Annotated in this window: 19 protein-coding genes; 8 read left to right on the top strand and 11 right to left on the bottom strand. The window is 69.6% G+C overall.

What is annotated here, in order from left to right:
- Positions 1-2: 2 nt before the first annotated feature.
- From JI746_RS20345 to JI746_RS20355, 3 genes are read right to left on the bottom strand one after another with little or no spacing between them, the layout of a single operon-like run.
- Positions 3-803 carry an amino acid ABC transporter permease gene (locus JI746_RS20345; protein ID WP_201692110.1) on the bottom strand — a complete coding sequence of 267 codons (801 nt, stop codon included), beginning with the start codon at positions 801-803 and terminating at the stop codon, positions 3-5.
- Positions 800-1,462: an amino acid ABC transporter permease gene (locus tag JI746_RS20350; RefSeq protein ID WP_201692111.1), complete on the bottom strand. Its 663-nt coding sequence runs from the start codon at positions 1,460-1,462 to the stop codon at positions 800-802. The genes JI746_RS20345 and JI746_RS20350 overlap by 4 nt, the downstream gene beginning before the upstream one ends.
- Before the next feature lie 3 nt (positions 1,463-1,465).
- Complete coding sequence (locus tag JI746_RS20355) at positions 1,466-2,368, bottom strand: glutamate ABC transporter substrate-binding protein (protein ID WP_201692112.1); 903 nt, start codon at positions 2,366-2,368, stop codon at positions 1,466-1,468.
- A 121-nt stretch (positions 2,369-2,489) separates the two neighbouring features.
- Here JI746_RS20355 and JI746_RS20360 point away from each other — a divergent pair, with 121 nt between their 5' ends.
- Positions 2,490-3,191 carry an SDR family oxidoreductase gene (locus JI746_RS20360; protein WP_201692113.1) on the top strand — a complete coding sequence of 234 codons (702 nt, stop codon included), beginning with the start codon at positions 2,490-2,492 and terminating at the stop codon, positions 3,189-3,191.
- Between the two features lie 27 nt (positions 3,192-3,218).
- On the opposite strand, the gene JI746_RS20365 is transcribed toward JI746_RS20360, so the two are convergent.
- The 3 genes from JI746_RS20365 to JI746_RS20375 all read right to left on the bottom strand — a co-directional run bounded on the left by JI746_RS20365 (position 3,219) and on the right by JI746_RS20375 (position 4,994).
- On the bottom strand, positions 3,219-3,569 hold the full coding sequence (locus JI746_RS20365) for a hypothetical protein (protein ID WP_201692114.1): 351 nt from the start codon (positions 3,567-3,569) through the stop codon (positions 3,219-3,221).
- A 69-nt stretch (positions 3,570-3,638) separates the two neighbouring features.
- On the bottom strand, positions 3,639-4,004 hold the full coding sequence (locus JI746_RS20370) for a nuclear transport factor 2 family protein (protein ID WP_201692115.1): 366 nt from the start codon (positions 4,002-4,004) through the stop codon (positions 3,639-3,641).
- A 90-nt stretch (positions 4,005-4,094) separates the two neighbouring features.
- Positions 4,095-4,994, bottom strand: a complete 900-nt coding sequence (locus JI746_RS20375; RefSeq protein WP_201692116.1) for a LysR family transcriptional regulator — start codon at positions 4,992-4,994, stop codon at positions 4,095-4,097.
- Positions 4,995-5,114: 120 nt separating this feature from the next.
- Between JI746_RS20375 and JI746_RS20380 the strand changes: the two genes are divergently transcribed.
- Together JI746_RS20380 and JI746_RS20385 are read left to right on the top strand one after the other, a co-directional pair.
- Positions 5,115-5,747, top strand: coding sequence for an NADPH-dependent F420 reductase (locus JI746_RS20380; protein ID WP_201692117.1), 633 nt, complete (start codon positions 5,115-5,117; stop codon positions 5,745-5,747).
- Positions 5,748-5,774: 27 nt separating this feature from the next.
- Positions 5,775-6,221, top strand: a complete 447-nt coding sequence (locus JI746_RS20385) for a DoxX family protein (protein ID WP_201692118.1) — start codon at positions 5,775-5,777, stop codon at positions 6,219-6,221.
- Positions 6,222-6,256: 35 nt separating this feature from the next.
- Here JI746_RS20385 and wrbA read toward each other — a convergent pair whose 3' ends face one another.
- From wrbA to JI746_RS20410, 5 genes are all read right to left on the bottom strand, one after another.
- Entirely contained in the window at positions 6,257-6,859 is a 603-nt protein-coding gene (wrbA, locus tag JI746_RS20390; protein WP_201692119.1) for an NAD(P)H:quinone oxidoreductase, read from the bottom strand.
- 445 nt (positions 6,860-7,304) lie between these two features.
- Complete coding sequence (locus tag JI746_RS20395; RefSeq protein ID WP_201692120.1) at positions 7,305-7,529, bottom strand: hypothetical protein; 225 nt, start codon at positions 7,527-7,529, stop codon at positions 7,305-7,307.
- A 77-nt stretch (positions 7,530-7,606) separates the two neighbouring features.
- A complete protein-coding gene (locus JI746_RS20400; RefSeq protein WP_201692121.1) occupies positions 7,607-8,185 on the bottom strand; it encodes a hypothetical protein in 579 nt (192 codons plus the stop codon).
- Entirely contained in the window at positions 8,182-9,111 is a 930-nt protein-coding gene (locus JI746_RS20405; protein ID WP_201692122.1) for a universal stress protein, read from the bottom strand. The genes JI746_RS20400 and JI746_RS20405 overlap by 4 nt, the downstream gene beginning before the upstream one ends.
- Positions 9,112-9,188: 77 nt before the next feature.
- Positions 9,189-9,590, bottom strand: a complete 402-nt coding sequence (locus JI746_RS20410) for a GreA/GreB family elongation factor (RefSeq protein WP_201692123.1) — start codon at positions 9,588-9,590, stop codon at positions 9,189-9,191.
- Between the two features lie 586 nt (positions 9,591-10,176).
- Here JI746_RS20410 and JI746_RS20415 point away from each other — a divergent pair.
- From JI746_RS20415 to JI746_RS20435, 5 genes are all read left to right on the top strand, one after another.
- Positions 10,177-11,166 carry a universal stress protein gene (locus JI746_RS20415; protein ID WP_201692124.1) on the top strand — a complete coding sequence of 330 codons (990 nt, stop codon included), beginning with the start codon at positions 10,177-10,179 and terminating at the stop codon, positions 11,164-11,166.
- A gap of 140 nt (positions 11,167-11,306) precedes the next feature.
- Positions 11,307-12,323 (top strand): thiamine pyrophosphate-dependent dehydrogenase E1 component subunit alpha, encoded by a 1,017-nt coding sequence (locus JI746_RS20420; protein WP_201692125.1) that lies wholly within the window; start codon positions 11,307-11,309, stop codon positions 12,321-12,323.
- Entirely contained in the window at positions 12,314-13,279 is a 966-nt protein-coding gene (locus tag JI746_RS20425; RefSeq protein WP_201692126.1) for an alpha-ketoacid dehydrogenase subunit beta, read from the top strand. Before JI746_RS20420 ends, JI746_RS20425 begins: the two co-directional genes overlap by 10 nt.
- Positions 13,276-13,794: a TRAP transporter small permease gene (locus JI746_RS20430; RefSeq protein WP_201692127.1), complete on the top strand. Its 519-nt coding sequence runs from the start codon at positions 13,276-13,278 to the stop codon at positions 13,792-13,794. Before JI746_RS20425 ends, JI746_RS20430 begins: the two co-directional genes overlap by 4 nt.
- Complete coding sequence (locus tag JI746_RS20435; RefSeq protein ID WP_201692128.1) at positions 13,791-15,089, top strand: TRAP transporter large permease; 1,299 nt, start codon at positions 13,791-13,793, stop codon at positions 15,087-15,089. Before JI746_RS20430 ends, JI746_RS20435 begins: the two co-directional genes overlap by 4 nt.
- Positions 15,090-15,093 lie beyond the last annotated feature (4 nt).

Here is a 15,093-nt window from a genome sequence, read left to right on the forward strand (position 1 = left end):
GTTCAATGCATCGGCCGGCCGAGCCGGCGGCTTGCCCTCGAAAGACCGTAGTTCACCAGGCAGTACAGCACCGCGACCGCAAGGTACACGGGCACGAGCGAGCGGTAGTTGGCGATCAGCACCCTGGCGTTCTGCATCAGTTCGCCGTAGGTGACCACGTAGCCGAAGGTGGTGTCCTTGACGACGATCACCAGCTGCGCGACCAGCGCCGGGACGATGTAGCGCAGCGCCTGGGGAAAGACGACGTGGGCGAAGACCCGTGCCTCGTTCAGGCCCAGCGCGCGAGCCGCATGCGTCTGGCCGCGGGGAACGGCGAGCACGCCTGCGCGGTACACCTCCGCCACGACGGCAGCCGTACTGAGCCCCACGGGCAGGGTCAGCATCCAGTAGGCACTCAGCTTGATCCCGACGGAGGGAAGGACCAGGAAGTACACGTAGATGAGCAGCAGGGTCGGCACACCGCGCAGGAATTCGATGACCGCGACGGCCGGCCAGCGCACGAGCCGCAGCCGCGAGAGGCGGCCGACCAGCAGCACGAGGCCGAGCACCAGCGCGATGACGGCGGCCGCCGCCGCCGAGGCCAGCGTGCCGAGCAGTCCCTTGCCCAGGAAGGCCCAGGTCGTCTTCCAGGCGAAGAATTCCCAGAGCCGCCCTTCGAACTGGCCCGCGGCATGGAACCGGACCACGATGCCTGCGGCCAGCACGAGCAGCGTCGCCGCGACGAGCACGCTCAGCGCGCGGGTGACGGCCCGCGCCTTGTAGCCCAGGTCGCCGAAGAGGGCGTCTTCCAGCGCCCGGCTCATCGCAGGATCCGCATCTTCCTGTCCAGGGTGGCGCCCGCCCACGCGATGAGCAGGCCCGACACCAGGTACGCCGCGGCAGCGACTGCGAACGCAGGGATCCCGGCGGCGGAGTCGTTGGCGATCTTCGCCACGAGCGCCGTGAGTTCCCGACCCGGGAGGGGCACCTGTGACGCCAGGGAGGTCGACAGCATCAGCGCGATGAGCAGCGAGGTCATCGGTTGCACGACCGAGCGCAGCGCCTGCGGCAACACAATGGACGTGATGATGACCAGGGGACGCATGCCCAGGCTGCGTGCGGCCTCCACCTGGCCGCCGGCGACGGTGTTGATGCCCGTGCGCAGGTAGTCGGCCGTGAACGCGGAGCACACCAGGGCCAGGGTCAGGATCACGCTGGGCTCATAGTCGATCACCACCTGGAGATCGGGCAGCGCGAACACGATGAAGATCAGCAGCGCAACGGCCGGGATGTTGCGGAAGACCTCGACATAGGCGGTCAGCACGAAGCGCAGCGGCCGCAGCGGCAGGAGCCGCGCCACCGTCACGACGATGCCCAGCACGAAGCCGGCCCCGAACGACAGGGCCGTGAGTTTCCAGGTGAGCAAAAGGGCCTGCCCGAAGGCAGGCCCGTGGTCGGCCAGGAGCCGGAAGACACTGCCCATCGGTCAGGGTAGCGCAGGCGGCGTCGGGACGTTCGTGCTCCCGGTGCGCTGCCCGATGGCCAGCGTCCACAGCTTGGACCAGGTGCCATCGGCCTCGATCTTCTTCAGGAAGGCATTGACGAAGGCCACGCCGTCCGAGCCCTTGGGCAGGCCGATGCCATAGGGGTCCTGCGGACCGAAGGGGGCGCCGGCCAGCTTCGCGTCGCCGGCGCCGAGGCTCAGGACATTGAGCAGCAGCGTGTAGTCGGTCACGTAGGCGTCCACGCGCCCCTGGCGCAGGGCGTCGACGGCCTCCTGGTGGGTCTGGAACTCCTGCACCGTGGCCTTGGGCGCGAATTGCGCCAGGATCGCGGGGCCCGTCGATCCCGCCTGGGTGGCGGTCTTCCTGCCGGCGAGGTCGTTGTACGACTGGATCGCCTTGTTGGTCGACTTGACCAGCACCCCCGCCTGCGAGGTGTAGTAAGGCCCGGCGAAGGAGATCTTCTCCGCGCGGGCCGGCGTGATCGAATAGGTGGCCAGCACCATGTCCACCTGGTCGTTGACGAGGACCTGTTCGCGGGTGGACGACGTGACCTGCGTGAACTGGTACTTGGAGCCGTCGCCCAGGATGTAGCGCGTCAGGAGCTGGGCCAGGCCCGCATCGAATCCGCGGATCTTGCCGTCCTTCTCGTTGAGCAGCGAGAAGAGGTTGGAGGTCTGGGTGCCGCCGAGGCGCAGCGTGCCGGCCTGCTTGATCTTGCTGGCCCATTTGCTGGACGAGATGGTCGCGGCGTCGGCCACGGGCCCCTGGGCGACCAGCGCGTCGAAGGCTGCCGCATTGATGGGGGTGCCTTGGGCGAAAAGCGGCGCACCGGTCGCAACGGCCAGTGCCACCACGGTGGCTTTCAGGGCGGATGAGATCGACATGGGTTCTCTCGGTGGATGTGGACTGCCGCCGAATGTATAGCAGTCCTGCGCCCGTCGGATCGGGTAAGGTGGCGAGACGCCCGCCCCATGCTGCGTGGCGCCCAGCTTCGAGGAGACGCGCATGACGCAACGGGTCGCTTTGATCACCGCCGGCGGCAGCGGCATGGGCGCGGCCGCCGCGCGCCGGCTTGCGGCGGATGGCTTCCTGGTCGGCGTGCTGTCGTCATCCGGCAAGGGCGAGGCGCTGGCACGTGAACTCGGGGGCGTGGGCGTCACCGGATCCAACCAGTCGACGCAGGCCCTCGGCCAACTCGTCGGGCTCGCCATGGCACGCTGGGGCCGGATCGACGTCCTCGTCAACAGCGCCGGCCATGGTCCGCGGGCGCCGATCCTCGACATCTCCGACGAGGATTGGCACAAGGGCATGGACACCTACCTGCTGAACGTGGTGCGGGCCACGCGGCTGGTCGCGCCGATGATGAAGGCGCAGCAGGGAGGCGCGATCATCAACATCTCCTCCGCCTGGACCTTCGAGCCCACCGAGCAGTTTCCGACCTCCGCCGTGTTCCGGGCCGGCCTGGCCGCCTTCACCAAGATCTTCAGCGACACGCACGCGCCGTTCAATGTCCGGATGAACAATGTTCTTCCCGGCTGGATCGACAGCCTTCCCGCCACCGAAGCGCGGCGCCAGACCGTCCCGATGCAGCGCTACGGAAGAAGCGAGGAGATCGCCGCGACGATCTCGTTCCTGGCTTCCGACGGCGCGGCCTACATCACGGGACAGAACCTGCGCGTGGACGGCGGCCTCACGCGATCCGTCTGAGCACGCACTGGCCGCCGTGCGTCTCCTTCAGGTTCCGGGCGCGCTCCTGGCTTGCGCGTCGCGGAATGCGCGCTCCAGGGTCTCGGCGCTTGCAAGCTCTTTCTGGATGCGTGCGACGGCCTCGGGAGCGCGGTCTGCGGGATCCTCGATCGCGAGTTCGATCAGCGTCAATGCATAGGTCAGGCGCTCTCCGTGGAGGGCGCCCAGCGCATGCATCAGGTGAACGGACTCCCACGCATCGGGCTCCCGCCCCTCGTTGCGGATTTCCTTGAGCACCTCGAGCGCAAAGGCGGCGACGACCTGTTTCTTCTGGTCGCCGCTCATCTCCCGGAATGCGCGATCGGTGGGGGCAAGGCTGTAGAGCTGGTCTCGGTTCATGGGCCGCAGATTACCCGAGTGCAGGATACCCGGACAACGGGACGCGACGCGCAGGCATCCGTGCGCCTGCTACTGGGGAGACGCGTAGTGCACGTACGACTCGCGGACCATGCCGTCGCGGTCGAAGAACAGCACCTCGACGACATGCGTCCCCGTGATGCCCTTGTAGTGGATCGCAATGCTGTCGACCCCGCGCAGCACGTCCAGGACGGTGAATTCGATGTGATCGAACACCTCGAAGCCCTTCGCCACGTAGGCGCGCAGCCCCCCCTTGCCACGCACGGTGCCGCTCGGGTCATGACTCAGCCGCGCAACGAGCGGGGAATGGAAGATCACGTCGTCGGTGTAGAACGCCAGCACACGATCCAGGTCCTTCGACTCGAACGCGGCGACCCAGCGCTTAACGTAGTCAGCCGTCTTCTCCATCGTCAGCATCGGCATCTCCTCTGAGGCGGATTGCGGGCGGCCCGATCCAGGCCGAGCGTGCGTCAAGTGTGCCACGGGCGACCATCCGCTGACCACGCGTCAACCCGCCCACGGCTGGATGCGGAACGTCTCCAGCAGGAAATCGATCAGCACGCGCACCTTGGGCGTGAGGTGCTTGCGGCTCGGATACACGGCGTAGATTCCCAGCTCGCGCGAGCGGTACTGCGGCAGCAGTTCCACCAGTTCGCCCGCGCGCAGGTGCGGGCCCACCATGAACGAAGGCTGCAGCACGATGCCCCGGTGCTGCAAAGCGGCGGCAATGCAGGTGTCGCCGCTGTTGGTGCGCATCCGCGGCGTGACCTTCACCGTGACCGATCCCTCCGGCCCCTCGAACACCCACTGCTCGCCGGTGGCCAGCAGCGTATAGGCGACGACGCTGTGGGCGGAAACCTCGGACGGGTGCGCCGGCGTTCCGTGCCGCCGCAGGTATCCGGGCGAGGCGCACAGCATCATCCGGGTCGAAGCGAGCTTGCGGCTGACCAGCGACGACGTCGGCAGCTGCGCGATGCGCACCGCGAGGTCGTAGCCCTCGTCGACCAGGTCGACGATGCGGTCCGACAGGGTCACGTCCAGCACCACGCGCGGATGCTGCTCCAGGAATGCAGGCCACAAGGGCGCCAGCTGCAGCAGGCCGAAGCTGACCGGCACGTTGACCCTCAGCAGTCCGACCGCCTCGTCGGCGCGTGCGGTGACTTCCGCCTCCGCTTCCTGCAACTCGGCGAGCAGCTCCCGGCAGCGGGCATGGAACACCTCGCCTTCGACCGAGAGTGACAGCTTGCGCGTCGTGCGATGGAGCAGCCGCACGCCCAGCCTCGCCTCCAGGTCGCCGACCAGCCGCGAGACGGCCGTCTTCGACACGTTCAGGGCCTCGGCGGCCCGCACGAAGCTGCCGGCATCCACGACGGCCGCGAAGGCGCGCATTTCCTCGAAGCGGTCCATTCCCCATTGTCCCGGAATACGGGACTCAGAAACCGTTTCGAGGCGGTTTATCTATTCGAAGTGAAACTTTAAAGTTCTCTTCATCGCAGCACGCGCTGCTCCACCCACCAGGAGAACCTCATGAAGATCACTGTCATCGGCACCGGCAGCATGGGCTCGGCCTTCGTCCGCCAACTGACCGGCGCGGGCCACCAGGTCAGCGTCACCGCCCGCGATCCGTCCAAGGCGCAGCAGCTTGCCGCGGCGCATCCCGGTGCCCGTGCGGTTCCTGCCGCGGGCGCAGCCGAAGGCGCCGACGCCGTCGTGCTGGCCACCGGCTACGGCGATGCGGCGTCCGGACTGCGTGCTGCGGGTGCCGGCGCCGGCACGGTCGTCATCGACATCACCAATCCGCTGACCGCCGACTACATGGGCCTGACCATCGGCCACGGCACGTCCGCGGCGGAGGAGATCGCCAAGGCGGTGCCCGGCGCGGAAGTCGTGAAGGCCTTCAACACCGTGTTCGCCCAGGTCCTCGCGGAAGGCCCGGACTTCGGTCAGGGCCGCCAGGTCGATGTCTTCGTCGCCAGCGACAGCGAACGCGCCAAGCAGACCGCAAGAGCGATCGCCGAGAGCCTCGGCTTCAACGTGGTCGACGCCGGGCCGCTGAAGAACGCGCGCTATCTCGAGCCGGTGGCCGGCCTGAACATCTACCTCGGCTACGGCGCGGGGCAGGGCACGGCCATCGCCCCGGTCTGGATCCGCAAGAACTGAATCCCCGCAACATCCCAGGAGCATTCCATGAACTCGTCCTTCTTCCAACGCGTGCTGTCCACCACGGCCGGCCCGGGCGCACTGGCCCTGCGCATCCCCGTGGGCATCATCTTCGCTGCGCACGGTGCGCAAAAGCTGTTCGGCTGGTTCGGCGGCTACGGCCTCGAAGGCACCGGCCAGTTCTTCGGTTCGGTGGGCCTGACGCCCGGCTACCTGATGGCACTGCTGGCCGGCCTGGTCGAATTCCTCGGCGGCCTGGCCCTGGTGTTCGGCCTGCTGGTGCGCCCGGCCGCCGCGGCGCTCGCCGGCGCCATGCTGATCGCGATCTTCAGCGTCCACATCGGCAAGGGCTTCTTCGCCGACAAGGGTGGCTACGAATACGCACTCGCCCTGTTCGCCGCCTCGGTCGCCCTGCTGTTCAGCGGTGCCGGCCGCTACTCGGTGGATCGGGCGCTCGCGCCCCAAGCCGCCTGAGGCTCGCACGCGCGGCTCCCGAGCCGCGCGGAGCCCTACCCGAAAAGCCGGCTCGCGATATTCGCGACGTGCCTGCCCTGGTAGCGCGCCATGCCCAGTTCCTGCAAGCTGGGCATGCGCTCGCCCTGGCCACCGGCGATCGTCGATGCGCCGTACGGGCTGCCTCCCTTGACTTCGTCGACGCCCACTTGCGTCTGGTCCGAATACGGCAGGCCCACGACGACCATGCCGTGGTGCAGAAGGGTGGGGATGAAGGTGAGGATGGTGCTTTCCTGCCCGCCGTGCTGGGTGGCGCTGGAACAGAACACCGAGCCCACCTTGCCGACGAGCGCGCCGGACATCCACAGCGCGCCGGTCTGGTCCAGGAAGTTGCGCATCTGGCCGCTCATGTTGCCGAAGCGTGTCGGCGTGCCGAAGATGATCGCATCGTAGTCGGCCAGTTCAGCGGGTTGCGCCACCGGCGCGGCCTGGTGCGCCTTGCCGCCGGCCTGCCGGAAGACATCGTCCGGCACCGTCTCCGGGACGCGCTTGATCTCCACCTGCGCACCGCGGACCTGGCCCGCTCCTTCGGCGACGGCCTTCGCCATCGCCTCGATGTGGCCGTAGAAGCTGTGATAGAGCACGAGGATTCTTGACATGGGTTCTCCGCGTCGAGGCCCGCCGCATCGAGAGGTTGGCGGCGGAGGGCGGAAGTCTAGAAGGGAAGGCCCGCAGGTGGCAGGCGTCTCCAGCTGATTCAGCGCGCATTCCCGCCCCCGCTTCGTAGGCTGGCGGTGGAGCGCAGCGAAACCCCAGCGCTGCGCTGCGCTCGCGGACCGCTGGGGTTCCTTCGTCACCAACAGCCTACGCGCTTCCCGGCAGCGCCTGCGACCACCACTTCGATCTACCACGCCGCGTCCGCCATGAGCGCCTGCTCCGTCGTGCCGCGGTGGCGTGTGGCCGGGCGGGATCCAGGCGTCCCGGGCGCAGTCGAACAGCTACGTCGTGATGGAGGAGATCAAGGAGAGCTTCGTGATCAAGGTGAAGCAGCGCTGACCGGCGCGCGGGCGCCCGCGCGCCCGGCCGACCAGGCCGCGAGGTGCCTCACTCGTCGCGCTTGCGGCCGTTGCCATCCAATCCCTGCAGGACCCCGGCCGCACCGTCGACGGCTTGCCGGGCGTCGCGGCAACGCTGCACGCTGGCCTGCCACGCGGCCCACAAGGATCCGTCGTGCCCCGGCGTGCCCGGCAAGCTGTCTTTCACCCGGCTCCAGGCAGCGCGCTCGGCGGCGATGGCTGCGGTCAGTTCTTCGTGGGGATCGGGTTGCATGGTCGCATCATCGTACCGCTGCGGTGCGTACAAGGGGGGCGTGCTGGTCCATCACATCACGGAGACGTGTTCCTGCGTCATCGCTGCGCTCCCTGCGGGCTGCTGCCCGGTCCCTGCCCGTAGCGGGCCAGCGAGCACAGGATGCGCGCCGCCCCGTTGCTGCGTTCCAGCACCTGGGGCTCCAGTCCGATCAGGTGCTCCAGCGGCGACTCCGTGCGCACGATCGTGCGCTCGCCCTGGACGGCGACCTGGCGCGGTCCCGTCGCGCGGTCCGCGAGGATCTGCAGCAGTTCCTGCCGGAACGAGCGCGGCGCGTCGACCCGCAGGGACATGACGGGCACCAGCACCGCGCCGGTCGCAGGGTCGACCACGCGATGCACGGTGGGCGTCCCGAACTCGATCGATTGCCCATACGCCTGCCGCAGCAGGCGTTGTGCCTGCGCGAGTGCGAGGCCGTTGCGGGCCAGGATCTGCCCGCCGGTCCCGAGGCGCAGGATGCGAAAGCGCTCGGGCCGGGACAGCCCGTCGAGGAGGCCCTGGGCGCACCATCCCGCGCGGCTTGCCTCGGTGGCGTGGACCACCTGCCGCAGCGGCATCAGGTCCAGCGTGTCGAAGGCCTCCATGTCGTGCCGGGTCAAGGTGACGGGAAAGCTCATGACATCCTCCTGGCCGCCGCAGGCACGGGCAGCGCGGTGTTCTTGCCGACGGCGGACGCCAGGCGGCGTGCCGCATGAGGGGCCGTGGCCGACAGGCAGCCGTCGGGCACCACGAGCACGTCGCTCGTGCCCCAGCTCAGGACGCGATGCGCCACGCTGCCGCAGAAGAAGTCCTCCCAGGCCGTCGTGCGCTTCTTGCCCAGCACCACGAGGTCGGCGCCGGTGTGCTCCTGCTGGATCACGGTCTGCCGTCCCGGGTCGCCCCGGCCGATGGCCGTCAGGACGCGGTTCCTGCGGGTGTCGAAGGAGTCGGTGAGCGACACGATCCGCTCGCGCGCATGCTGCAGGCAGCGCTCGCGGTAGGCGCGCACTGCGTGCTCCGGCGCCTCGGCGGAGCGGAGCTTCGATTCGTCCAGCGTGCTGATGGCGTGGAAGATCTCGAGTTCCGCGCTGGTGGCCAGGCCAGCGGCGAGCTTGACGAGCGCTTCCGACGCGGCGGAAAAATCGACCGCGACGAGCACGCGCTCATAGCTGGCGCCGCGCGCCTGGCGCACGACCAGCACCGGCCGCTGCAGGCGTCGCAGCAGCCGCAGCACGGGCTGGCCGCGGAAGAATGCGGCGGTCGAGCGCTCGTGGCGGTGCGGCAGCACCACCAGGTCCGTGCCTTGCGCTTGCGAGACGAGGTCTTCCAGCTTTCCCGACTCGATGGGCGCGGTGCGGACGCGCAACTCCATCGTTTCCTCGAGCTGGCGGGCCGCGTTGGCGAGGCGCGAAGCGGCTGCGGGCAGGGCCTTCTGGCCGTGCGGAGGCACGTACATCAGCCTGACCGACGCACGATGCGTGTCCGCGAGCTGCCAGGCCCGCTGGACCGCGACGTTCTCGCGCGCGGAAAGATCGGTGACGACCAGGATCGACTTGATGTTCATCGTGGGACTTCCAGGGTGGCGCGGGCGCGGCGTCACGGCCGGCCCCGCAGGTTCACAGGCAAGGTGGCGCGCGGCGACTACGTGACGTAGTCGCCGGTGGCCTCCGGCTGGAACAGGATCCCTTCGATCTGCGCCACCGTTTCCTCGCCCGCGGGGCCCACCCAGCGGGCAACCGCGCCGACGGACAGACCGAGCAGGCCCAGGCCCGCCGGCGAGAGCACGGAGATGGCGCCGGTGGCGGGCTCCGCGTCGGCGGGATAGCACACGGCCATCATGTGGCGACGCTGCAGCTTCAGGTCGCGGATGACGAAGCGCGCATTCATCGTCACGACATCGGGAGGGATGCAGCGGGACGGCAGCAGTTCCGCCTCGTTCAGGATGTCAGCCAGCTCGGGGAAGGTCCCGGGAGCGGTGAACTTCTTCAGGCGGATGTAATCGAGCTCGGTGAGCTTGCGCTCGCCGCAATTCGGGGCACGCATGGGAGGCACTCCATTCCAGTGCGAGCCGTCGCTGCAGGAAGCGGGCTCGCAGGTGCGCCGGGGCGATGCCCGGCGGTCGATGGATGGCGCTGAAAGGGAAAGAGGCGACCGCCGGGCTCAGGAAGGTGCGGGCGTTTGCTGCCGGCCCGCCCTGGTGCACGCGCGCAGGGCCACGCGCCGCGCCGCGAGGCGAAGAGCGAGGGAGGCGAACGTGAGAGGACCGGCGGTGTGTGCCATGCAGCCAGTATAGGCCGCATCGCCACGATCGCGGCCCAATCTGGCAAGCCACCGAGGGGCATTGCGCGCGCACTTGGTTGCACGCGCGGGGCCGCATAGACTGCGCTCGTGATTCGCGTCCGTCCCACCCGTTCGATCCTGCGCCAACGCGGCTGCATGCTGCGGGCTGCGCGTGGATGCGTGCCGGGTAGCGGCATGGCTGCGGGCGTGCCCGCACGCACGCCGGCACTTTCCTGAGCCCGGCGATTCCCTCCCAGCCGCGCACACCGAATCGCCGGGCACTCCAAGCGCAAGACCCTTTCCGCATCCGCGAACGTTCGCGGCCGCGGAATCGCCATGGAGTGTTGAAATGCAAGCCACCCACGTGCAGCGTCCGCCGGGGCGCATCGTCACGCGATCCGATACCGTCCATCCCAAGCCCCTCGTCGTGAGCCTTTGCGCGGCGTCGCCGGCCAGCCGCAACGCGACCTGGCGCGCCGCGCTCGTCGCGCGGGACCTCGGCGCCAGGCTGCACATCCTGCATCCGGCGCCGCGGGCGAGCATGGTTTCGCGCGAGCAAGCCTCCCTGCACGAACTCGCAGAGGACATCCGGCAACGCACGCGCGTGGACGTGAGCATCGAAGCGGTCGAGGGCAACGTGCTGCGGCACGCCGTGGCGGCATCGCGCGAGGCAGCCCTGGTGGTGCTTCCGAGCCTGCGCGCCAATCCCTTGCGCGAGTGGATCATGGGCACGCAGGCGGAGCGGCTGATCCGCCTGTGCCGCTCGCCCGTGCTGGTGGTCAAGCGCCCGGCGCTGCTCGCGTACCGGCGCGTGCTGGTGCCGCTGGACCTCGAGGACCACGCCGTGCCCCTGATCACCGTCGCGGCCTCGCTCTCGCGCGGTTCGCGCCTGGAGGTGCTGCACGCGCTCGATGACGGCGACGAACAGGTGCTGCAGGGCATGGACGGCGCCGACGAGGCCGTGCGCGGCTTCCGGCAGCACCGTGCGCAAGGTGCGTTCCTCGCCCTGCACCGGCTGATCGCGGCGGCCGAGGCCGGCGACGCCGGCGCCGAAGCCGCCATCGAGTTCGGCGAGGCACCGGCGGTGGTGCTGGCCCGCGCCCGCGCCTGGGACGCGGAACTGATGGTGATCGGCAAGGCGCAACGCGGGCTGCTGGCGAACTACTTCCTCGGCGGACTCACGCAGCGCATGCTGGCGCAAGCGCCCTCCGATGTGCTCGTGCATCCGGAGCGCCTCCCGCGCGCGGCGTCCGAATCCATCCCGGTGCAGCGCCCGATGCCGCAGCCGCTGCAGCCCGGCCCATGGGGCACCCTGGTGCGCTCGCAGGAGCCCGGTTAGCGCGCAGTCTTCGGCGCATCGAACGATGCCTGGTGCGCGTGCGCCGATCGGGGGAAACCCTGATCCGGTGCGCGCGTCGCGCGAAAGTCCACTCCGCGCGTTCCCTACAATGGCCGCCACGTACAACAAGGCTGGATGTGATGGCCACCGAGACGGAGACTCTCCTGGCCCTGTACCGGACGATGGTCCGCATCAGGGCATTCGAAGACGCGGCGGAAGTCGCGAGCCAGGGCGGCGTCAGCGCCTACGGCATGACGGCCGCGGGAACGGCCAGCGTGCGCGGTCCGCTGCACCTGTCCACCGGGCAGGAAGCCGTGCCCGCCGGCGTCTGCGCGCACCTGCACGCTGACGATTACCTGACCTCCACGCACCGCGGCCACGGCCACACGCTGGCCAAGGGCGCCGACCCGGTGCGCATGATGTGCGAGCTGTTCGGCAAGGCCAGCGGCTACAACGGCGGCAAGGGCGGCTCCATGCACATCGCGGACTTCTCGGTCGGCATGCTGGGCGCCAACGGCGTCGTGGCCGCCGGCCTGCCGATCGCGGTCGGCGCCGCCCATGCGCAGAAGCTGCGCAAGCGCCACGGCATCACGGCCTGCTTCTTCGGCGACGGCGCGATCAATCGCGGACCGTTCGTCGAGGCGCTGAACTGGGCGCGGGTGTACGAGCTTCCCGTGCTGTTCGTGTGCGAGGACAACCGCTGGAGCGCCACCACCCCGAGCGGCCCGATGACGGCGGGCGAGGGCGCTTCGGCGCGCGCCGCCAGCCTGGACATTCCGGCCCTGCAGGTGGACGGCAACGACGTGGTCGCGGTGCATCGCGCTGGCGCGCAGCTGGTGGCGCAGGTGCGCGCCGGCGAAGGGCCGCGCCTGCTGCACGCCATCACGTACCGCGTCAAGGGCCATGTCTCGGTGGACCCGGCCGCGTACCGCGATCCGAAGGAACTGGAAGAAGCGCTGCGGGGCGACCCGATCGCCCGCGCGCGCGCGGCGTATCTCGCGCTGCCCGGTGCCGAGGCCGCGCACCTGCAGGCGATCGAGCGCGGGGCCGCCGACGAGGTGCAACGCGCCCTTGCCGCGGCCGAGGCCGCGCCTTGGCCCGACCCCGCCAGCGCCTTCACCGATGTGCAGACCACGGGAGCCGGCCAATGGCGATGATGACGTACGCCCAGGCCGCGGTGCTGGCCCTGCAGCACGAGATGGAAGCGGATGCCAGCGTGGTGGTGCTCGGAGAAGACGTCGGCCGCGGCGGCATCTTCGGCCAGTACCGCGGGCTGCAGGAGCGCTTCGGGGCCGAGCGCGTGATCGACACGCCGATCAGCGAAGCGGCCATCCTCGGCGCCGGCGTCGGCATGGCGCTGGCTGGCTTGCGGCCGGTGGTGGAGATGCGCGTGGTGGACTTCGCCCTGTGCGCGATGGACGAGATCGCCAACCAGGGTGCCAAGAACCGCTTCATGTTCGGCGGCCAGGGCCGCGTGCCGATGGTGGTGCGCATGCCGATCGGCATCTGGGATGCGTCGGCGGCGCAGCACTCGCAATCGCTCGAGAGCTGGTTCGCGCACCTGCCGGGGCTGGTCGTCGTCTGCCCGGCGACGCCGCAGGACAACTACTCGATGCTGCGCGCGGCGCTCGCCAGCGGCGACCCGGTCGTGTACATGGAGCACAAGACGCTGTGGGGCATGCAGGGCGAGGTCGATGCCGGCCAGTCCGTGGAGCTGGGGCGCGCGCGCATCGTGCGGCCCGGGGCCGACCTCACTATCGTGAGCTGGAGCCGACAGCTGCAGGCCTGCGCCGAAGCGTGCGAGACGCTCTCGGCCGAAGGCGTGCAGGCCGAACTGATCGACCTGCGCAGCATCTGGCCCTGGGACCGCGAGGCGGTGCTCGCCTCGTGCGGCCGCACCGGCCGGCTGCTGGTGGTGCACGAGGCCGTGCAGGCCGCCGGCTTCGGCGCCGAGATCGCCGCCACCGCGGCCGAGGCCACCGGCTGCCGCGTGCGGCGGCTGGGCGCGCCGCGCATCCCGGTCGGCTATTCGCCCGTGCTGGAGGCGCAGTCGCGCGTCACCGCAGCCGACATCGCCGCGTCCGCGCGCGGCCTCCTTGGCACCAGACAATGACCCGACCTCCCGAGACCGGTGCCACCGAACCGGTGCCCGAAGCGACCGACGAAGCCACCCGCGTTCCCCTCGCGATCGAGGACTGGCTCACCGTCATCGTGATGGCGCTGCTGGCGCTGATCACTTTCGCCAACGTGCTGGTGCGCTACTTCACCGACCAGTCCTTCGCCTGGACCGAGGAGTTCTCGGTGTTCCTGATGATCGTGCTGTCGCTGGTGGCGGGTTCCGCCGCGGTGGCCCGCAACCAGCACATCCGCATCGAGTACTTCGCCGACAACGGGCCGGAGAAGCGGCAGAAGGCGCTGGCGCGCTTCGGCGCGGCGATGGTGTTCCTGCTGTTCGCGCTGATCGCGGTGCTCTCCGTGCGCGTGGTGTACGACGACATCCGCTTCGGCGAAACGTCGCCGGGCATCGGCATCCCGCAGTGGTGGTACACGGTCTGGCTGCCGATCCTGTCGACGGCGATCGCCGGCCGCGCGCTGGGCCTGTTCATGCGCCGGGGCCGCAGGTCATGATCGCGACACTGCTGTTCATCGCGTTCCTCGCGATGCTGTTCCTGGGCGTGCCGATCGGCGCCGCCCTGGGACTGGCCGGCGCGGTCTGCATCGCGCTGGCCAACCAGGGCGCGCAGTGGTTCGGCCTGCTGGCGGTGCCGCAGAACTTCTATGCCGGCCTCGGCAAGTACCCGCTGCTGGCCATCCCCATGTTCGTGCTGGTGGGCTCGATCTTCGACCGCTCGGGCGTGGCGCTGCGGCTGGTGAACTTCGCCATCGCGATCGTGGGCCGCGGCTCCGGCATGCTGCCGCTGGTGGCGATCGCCGTGGCGATGTTCCTGGGCGGCATCTCGGGTTCCGGTCCGGCCAACGCCGCTGCGGTGGGTGCCGTGATGATCGCGGCGATGACGCGCGCGGGCTATCCGCCCTCGTATTCCGCCAGCGTGGTCGGCGCCGCCGCCGCCACCGACATCCTGATCCCGCCCTCGGTGGCCTTCATCGTGTATTCGGTGCTGGTGCCGGGTGCTTCCGTTCCGGCGCTGTTCGCCGCCGGCATGATCCCGGGCGTGCTCGCCGGCCTGGCGCTGATGATCCCGGCGGTGTGGATGGCGAAGAAGCACAAGATGGGCAAGGAGGAGGCGGCGCTGCCGCGGCCGCCGTTCTGGCGCAGCCTGCGGGACGCCCTCTGGGGCCTCGCCGCGCCGGTGCTGATCCTGGGCGGCATGCGCGCGGGCTGGTTCACGCCCACCGAGGCGGCCGTCGTCGCCGTGTTCTACGGCCTGTTCGTCGGCATGGTGGTCCACCGCACGATCAAGGTGCGCGACCTGTTCGTGATCCTGCGCGAGTCGGGGGAGTTGTCGGCGGTGATCCTGCTGGTCGTCTCGCTGGCGGGGATCTTCGCGTATTCGCTGTCGACGCTGGGCGTGATCGACCCGGTCACGAATGCGATCGTCAACTCGGGCCTTGGCGAGTACGGCGTGCTGACCCTGCTGATCGTGATGCTGGTCACGGTGGGCATGTTCCTCGACGGCGTCTCGATCTTCCTGATCTTCGTGCCGCTGCTGCTGCCGATCGTGCAGTACTACAAGTGGGACCCGGTGTGGTTCGGCGTGATCCTCACGCTGAAGGTGGCGCTGGGCCAGTTCACGCCGCCGCTCGCCGTCAACCTGATGGTGTCCTGCCGCATCGCCAACGTGCCGATGGAGAGCACCGTGCGCTGGGTCGGCTGGATGCTGTTCTCGATGGCGCTGGTGATGGTGCTCGTCATCGCGTTCCCGCCGCTCGCGACCTGGATGCCGCGGGCGCTGGGCTACTGATCTC

The organism is Ramlibacter alkalitolerans (assembly GCF_016722765.1).
Lineage (GTDB): Bacteria > Pseudomonadota > Gammaproteobacteria > Burkholderiales > Burkholderiaceae_C > Ramlibacter > Ramlibacter alkalitolerans.

What these genes read in the sequence shown, in the direction of transcription:
- JI746_RS20435 (WP_201692128.1), top strand. Translation starts at nt 13,791, where the DNA reads ATGATCGCGACACTGCTGTTCATCGCGTTCCTCGCGATGCTGTTCCTG.
- JI746_RS20365 (WP_201692114.1), bottom strand. Translation starts at nt 3,569, where the DNA reads ATGAACCGAGACCAGCTCTACAGCCTTGCCCCCACCGATCGCGCATTC.
- JI746_RS20375 (WP_201692116.1), bottom strand. Translation starts at nt 4,994, where the DNA reads ATGGACCGCTTCGAGGAAATGCGCGCCTTCGCGGCCGTCGTGGATGCC.
- JI746_RS20370 (WP_201692115.1), bottom strand. Translation starts at nt 4,004, where the DNA reads ATGCTGACGATGGAGAAGACGGCTGACTACGTTAAGCGCTGGGTCGCC.
- JI746_RS20400 (WP_201692121.1), bottom strand. Translation starts at nt 8,185, where the DNA reads ATGAGCTTTCCCGTCACCTTGACCCGGCACGACATGGAGGCCTTCGAC.
- JI746_RS20385 (WP_201692118.1), top strand. Translation starts at nt 5,775, where the DNA reads ATGAACTCGTCCTTCTTCCAACGCGTGCTGTCCACCACGGCCGGCCCG.
- JI746_RS20350 (WP_201692111.1), bottom strand. Translation starts at nt 1,462, where the DNA reads ATGGGCAGTGTCTTCCGGCTCCTGGCCGACCACGGGCCTGCCTTCGGG.
- JI746_RS20380 (WP_201692117.1), top strand. Translation starts at nt 5,115, where the DNA reads ATGAAGATCACTGTCATCGGCACCGGCAGCATGGGCTCGGCCTTCGTC.
- JI746_RS20415 (WP_201692124.1), top strand. Translation starts at nt 10,177, where the DNA reads ATGCAAGCCACCCACGTGCAGCGTCCGCCGGGGCGCATCGTCACGCGA.
- JI746_RS20345 (WP_201692110.1), bottom strand. Translation starts at nt 803, where the DNA reads ATGAGCCGGGCGCTGGAAGACGCCCTCTTCGGCGACCTGGGCTACAAG.
- JI746_RS20410 (WP_201692123.1), bottom strand. Translation starts at nt 9,590, where the DNA reads ATGCGTGCCCCGAATTGCGGCGAGCGCAAGCTCACCGAGCTCGATTAC.
- JI746_RS20405 (WP_201692122.1), bottom strand. Translation starts at nt 9,111, where the DNA reads ATGAACATCAAGTCGATCCTGGTCGTCACCGATCTTTCCGCGCGCGAG.
- wrbA (WP_201692119.1), bottom strand. Translation starts at nt 6,859, where the DNA reads ATGTCAAGAATCCTCGTGCTCTATCACAGCTTCTACGGCCACATCGAG.
- JI746_RS20430 (WP_201692127.1), top strand. Translation starts at nt 13,276, where the DNA reads ATGACCCGACCTCCCGAGACCGGTGCCACCGAACCGGTGCCCGAAGCG.
- JI746_RS20425 (WP_201692126.1), top strand. Translation starts at nt 12,314, where the DNA reads ATGGCGATGATGACGTACGCCCAGGCCGCGGTGCTGGCCCTGCAGCAC.
- JI746_RS20360 (WP_201692113.1), top strand. Translation starts at nt 2,490, where the DNA reads ATGACGCAACGGGTCGCTTTGATCACCGCCGGCGGCAGCGGCATGGGC.
- JI746_RS20420 (WP_201692125.1), top strand. Translation starts at nt 11,307, where the DNA reads ATGGCCACCGAGACGGAGACTCTCCTGGCCCTGTACCGGACGATGGTC.
- JI746_RS20355 (WP_201692112.1), bottom strand. Translation starts at nt 2,368, where the DNA reads ATGTCGATCTCATCCGCCCTGAAAGCCACCGTGGTGGCACTGGCCGTT.
- JI746_RS20395 (WP_201692120.1), bottom strand. Translation starts at nt 7,529, where the DNA reads ATGCAACCCGATCCCCACGAAGAACTGACCGCAGCCATCGCCGCCGAG.